This is a genomic window from Bradyrhizobium sp. PRIMUS42 (assembly GCF_023006515.1).
In the GTDB taxonomy this organism is placed as follows: domain Bacteria; phylum Pseudomonadota; class Alphaproteobacteria; order Rhizobiales; family Xanthobacteraceae; genus Bradyrhizobium.
Window position 1 is genome coordinate 1 of sequence record NZ_JALBGZ010000535.1, and the last position, 4,387, is coordinate 4,387.

A 4,387-nucleotide genomic window follows, 5' to 3' on the forward strand; every position below is an offset into this window, starting at 1 on the left:
CTTGCTGCCAAGGTCGAGGGCGTGCCGGTGCATCGCCTGCTCGGCGAGACCAGGCGCACGGCCATTCCAGCTTACGCGAGCCTGCTGCGGATCGGCTCACCCGACAACATCACGACCCTGCTGAGCAAGATCGATGCGCTCTCCGGCGCCACCGGCTCGTCCGTCAGCACCAGCGGTGTGATCACCTTGAACACGGGCACCGTGTCAAACCTATCGGTGTCCAGCTCCAACAGCTCCGCCTTCGCCGCGCTCGGCTTTACCTCCACCATCACCAAGAACCGTAACGGCGGCGGCACCGCGGGCACCGGCGGCGTGATCGGCAACGACATCGCGACCTTCACCAAGGAGTCGATCAGCGGCGGCGCGGTGACCGCCTACAACGCTGCGGGTACGCCGGTGAACCTGCAATTGCGCTGGGCCAAAACTGACAGCGCCTCGCTGGGCGCAGGTCACTCCGACAGCTGGAACCTGTTCTACCAGACTGATCCGAACGCGACCGGCACCACGGTCGGCTGGGTCAATACGGGCCAGGCCTTCACCTTCGCTTCCGACGGCTCGCTGACCACGCCGGCCGGCTCGGGCATCACCATCAACAATGTCAGCGTCAGCGGCCAGTCGCTCGGCTCCGTCGCCTTCAACATCTCCTCGGGCGGACTGACGCAATATGCCAGCACCAGCGGCGCGGTGACCATCAACACCATCACGCAGAACGGCTACGCCGCGGGCCAGCTTCGGTCGGTCGCCGTCAACAACAGCGGCCTCGTGGTCGGCACCTTCTCCAACGGCCAGAACCTCAACCTAGCCCAAGTCTCGCTGTCGCACTTCAACGGCACCAACTATTTGAAAGCGATGGACGGCGGCGCTTATGCGGCGACCGAACAATCGGGTGCGGCGATCGACGGCGCATCGGGAAGCATCAGCGGCTCGTCGCTGGAAGGCTCGAACACCGACATCGCCGACGAATTCACCAAGCTGATCGTGACCCAGCAGGCCTATTCGGCCAACACCAAGGTGATCACGACCGCGAATTCGATGGTGCAGGACCTTCTGAACGTGTTGCGCTGATCGGCGCGTAACGTAACCAAAGGCGGCAAGTAACATGGGTTTGAGTTCAGCTCTCGCGAGTGCGATGAGCGGTCTGCGTGCCAACCAGGCCGCGCTCTCGATCGTCTCTTCGAACGTCGCAAATTCGCAGACGCCGGGTTACGTCGTCCAGAGGCCAAACCAGATCGAGGTCACCACCGGCGATTTCGGCTCGACGGCGATGACGACCGGCGTCAGCCGGGAGCTCGACACCTTTGTGCTCAACCAGCTGCGCACCGAGACCGGCGGCAGCGGTTACGCCGACCAGATGGCCAACATCCTGAAGCAGCTTCAGAATGTCTATGGCACGCCCGGCAACAGCGGTACGCTCGAAGACGCGCTGAACAAATTCACCACCGCCCTGCAGGCGCTGTCGACCAGCTCGGGCGCGTCGTCGGCGCAAACGGTTGCCCTCGGTGCGGCGCAGGCGCTGGCCACGCAGCTCAACGTCACCACCAAGGGCATCCAGTCGCTGCGCTCGAACGTCGAGCAGGATCTCGGCACCTCGGCGCAGGCCGCGAACGCTGCCATGCAGCAGGTCGCCACCATCAACACCAAGTTGCAGGCCCTGTCCGCCAACGACCCCTCGGCCGCGACCCTGATGGATCAGCGCGACCAGGCCATCAACACGCTGTCGAAATATGTCGACGTCCGCGTCACCATGGACGGCTCGAACCAGGCCAATATCTACACCACGACCGGCATTCAGCTGGTCGGCGCCGGCCTTGCATCGGAATTCTCCTTTGCGTCCGCCGGCGCGTTGTCGGCGACCTCGCTCTACAACATCGATCCGGCCAAGTCCGGCGTCGGCGCTTTCAACATCAAGCTGCCGAACGGCTCGCAAGTCGACGTCGTCGCCAACAACGTGGTGTCGTCCGGCCAGATCGCGGCCGACCTGAAGCTGCGCGACGATCTGCTGGTGCAGGCGCAGAACCAGATCGACCAGCTCGCCGCCACGATGTCGAGCGCGCTGTCCGACAAGACTACGCCCGGCAGCACGGTGTCCGGTCCGCCGGCCGGGTTCGATCTCGATCTCGCTGCTGCCCTGCCGGGCAATACGGTCAATATCACCTACACCGACACCGCAACCAACACGCAGCGTCAGGTCACGCTCGTCAACGTGACCGATCCGGCGGCGCTGCCGCTTCAGAACGCGACGAATGCCAATCCGATGCGGATCGGCATCAACTTCGCCGGCGGCATGGGCGCGATCGCCTCCGCACTCAACACCGCGCTCTCGGGCTCGCACCTGTCCTTCTCTGCCGCGCCGTCGCCGGCGACTGCCACGACGCTGCGGGTCACCGACGACAGCAGCGGCCTCGCCAAGGTCAATTCGGCCTCGACCAGCAAGACGATCTCGTCGCTGACCTCGGGCAATCCACAACTGCCGCTGTTCACCGACGGCGGACAGGCGCTCTACACCGGCGCGATCACCGCCTCGGGATCGCAGATGACCGGCCTTGCCGGACGCATCGCCGTGAACACGCAGTTGGTCAACGACCCGACCAGGATGTCGGTGTACAACACCTCGCCGGTGACGCCCGCGGGCGACACCACGCGTTCCGACTATCTCTACTCGCAGCTCACCTCGTCGGTGTTCTCCTATTCGCCGCAGAGCGGTCTTGGCTCGGCGAGCCAGCCCTTCAGCGGCAGCGTTTCGAATTTTCTCCAGCAGTTCCTGAGCGTGCAGGCCAACGCCGCGACCCAGGCAACCCAGCTCCAGCAGGGCCAGAGCGTCGTGGTCTCGACGCTCCAGGCCAAGTTCAGCTCGACCTCCAGCGTCAACCTCGACTCCGAGATGTCGAACCTGATCCAGCTCCAGAATGCCTATGCCGCCAACGCTCACGTCATGTCGGTGGTGCAGAGCATGATGAACACGTTGCTCCAGGCTCAAGGGTAAGCAGTAACAGGGCTCTGAAACATGTCGATCAGCAGCATCAACTACTCCTCGTCGGTTCTCGGCTCGCAGATCCGCAACATCAATCAGCAGCTCACAGACCTGTCGACGCAGCTCTCGACCGGGAAGCTGTCGCAGAACTATTCCGGGATGGGAACCAACGAGGGCTTTGCGATCGCCGGGCGCGCGCAGCTCTCCAACATCGCCGCCTATACCGACACGATCACCAACGTCAATGTCAGCATCAACCTCGCCAACACCGCGTTGCAGTCGCTGACCAAGATCCGGAGCACTGTGCAGACGGGCGCCGCCAACACCGCGCAGGATCTCAACGTCAACGGCCAGACCATCGCGCAGAACACCGCCGCCGCCCAATTCGGCTCGATGGTCGGCGTGCTCAACACGCAGACGGGCAACCGCTATCTGTTCTCCGGGACCGCCGTCAACACGCAGTCGGTTGCGAATGCCGGCGACATCATCAACGGCACGACGACGCAGGCGGGATTCAAGACCGTGATGGCGGAACGCCAGGCCGCCGATCTGGGCGCCAACGGCATGGGTCGCCTGGTCCTGGCAACGCCACAGCCGACGCCAAGCTCGGTCCAGGTGTCGGAAGACGTCGCGGGCTCGCCGTTCGGCCTCAAGATCAAGGCGGTCTCCTCGACGCTGACGGGCGCGACGGTCACCGGCCCGAGCGGATCGCCGGTGTCGTTCTCGGTCGATCTCAACGGCGTCAATCCGAACAACGGCGACAAGCTCAGCGTTCAGTTCACGCTGCCGGACGGCACGACCGAGCAGATCGACCTGACCGCATCGACGGCGACGCCGACGCCGCTCGGCAGCTTCGCGATCGATGCGAGCACGCCGGTCAACCCGAACAACACCGCCTTGAACCTCAACAACGCACTGAACGTCGCGATCACCAAGCTCGCCAACACCTCTCTGGTGGCGGCCTCCGCCGTGACCGCCGGCGACAATTTCTTCAACACCGCCAGCTCTGCGATCGGCACGCCCAAGACCAGCCAGGCGGGCCCCCTCGTCCCGATCAGCGGAGCGACAGCGCTGTCGGGTGCGAGCCCCACGGACTCGATCTCGCCGGGTTTCGTCGCCGGCGACACCATCACCGTCAATGGCACCACGCTGACATTCGTGGCCTCGGGCGCGACCGGCAACCAGCTCAACGTCGGCGACAGCATCCAGACGCTGATGAGCAAGATCGACGCGATCACGGGGACGTCGAAGCCGTCGACAATCCATGGCGGCTCGATCACGATCAACACCGACGATGCGGCCAGCCTGAATATCACCAGCTCGAATACGGGCGCGCTGGGCTCGCTCGGTTTTGCCTCGACGCCCGTGACCGCCACGCAGCCGCCGCTCCGTGTCGGCTCCTCGCCCGCGAGCTCG

Annotated in this window: 3 protein-coding genes; all 3 read left to right on the forward strand. The window is 64.6% G+C overall.

Annotated features, from left to right (window positions below):
- Positions 1-1,065 (forward strand): flagellar hook-basal body complex protein (locus MOV75_RS28610; RefSeq protein WP_247007019.1); only part of this gene is annotated, 1,065 nt, incomplete at its 5' end.
- A 34-nt stretch (positions 1,066-1,099) separates the two neighbouring features.
- Positions 1,100-2,983: a flagellar hook-associated protein FlgK gene (flgK, locus tag MOV75_RS28615; RefSeq protein WP_246926666.1), complete on the forward strand. Its 1,884-nt coding sequence runs from the start codon at positions 1,100-1,102 to the stop codon at positions 2,981-2,983.
- 21 nt (positions 2,984-3,004) lie between these two features.
- A partial coding sequence (locus tag MOV75_RS28620; protein WP_247007020.1) for a flagellar protein occupies positions 3,005-4,387 on the forward strand: 1,383 nt, incomplete at its 3' end.

What these genes read in the sequence shown, in the direction of transcription:
- flgK (WP_246926666.1), top strand. Translation starts at nt 1,100, where the DNA reads ATGGGTTTGAGTTCAGCTCTCGCGAGTGCGATGAGCGGTCTGCGTGCC.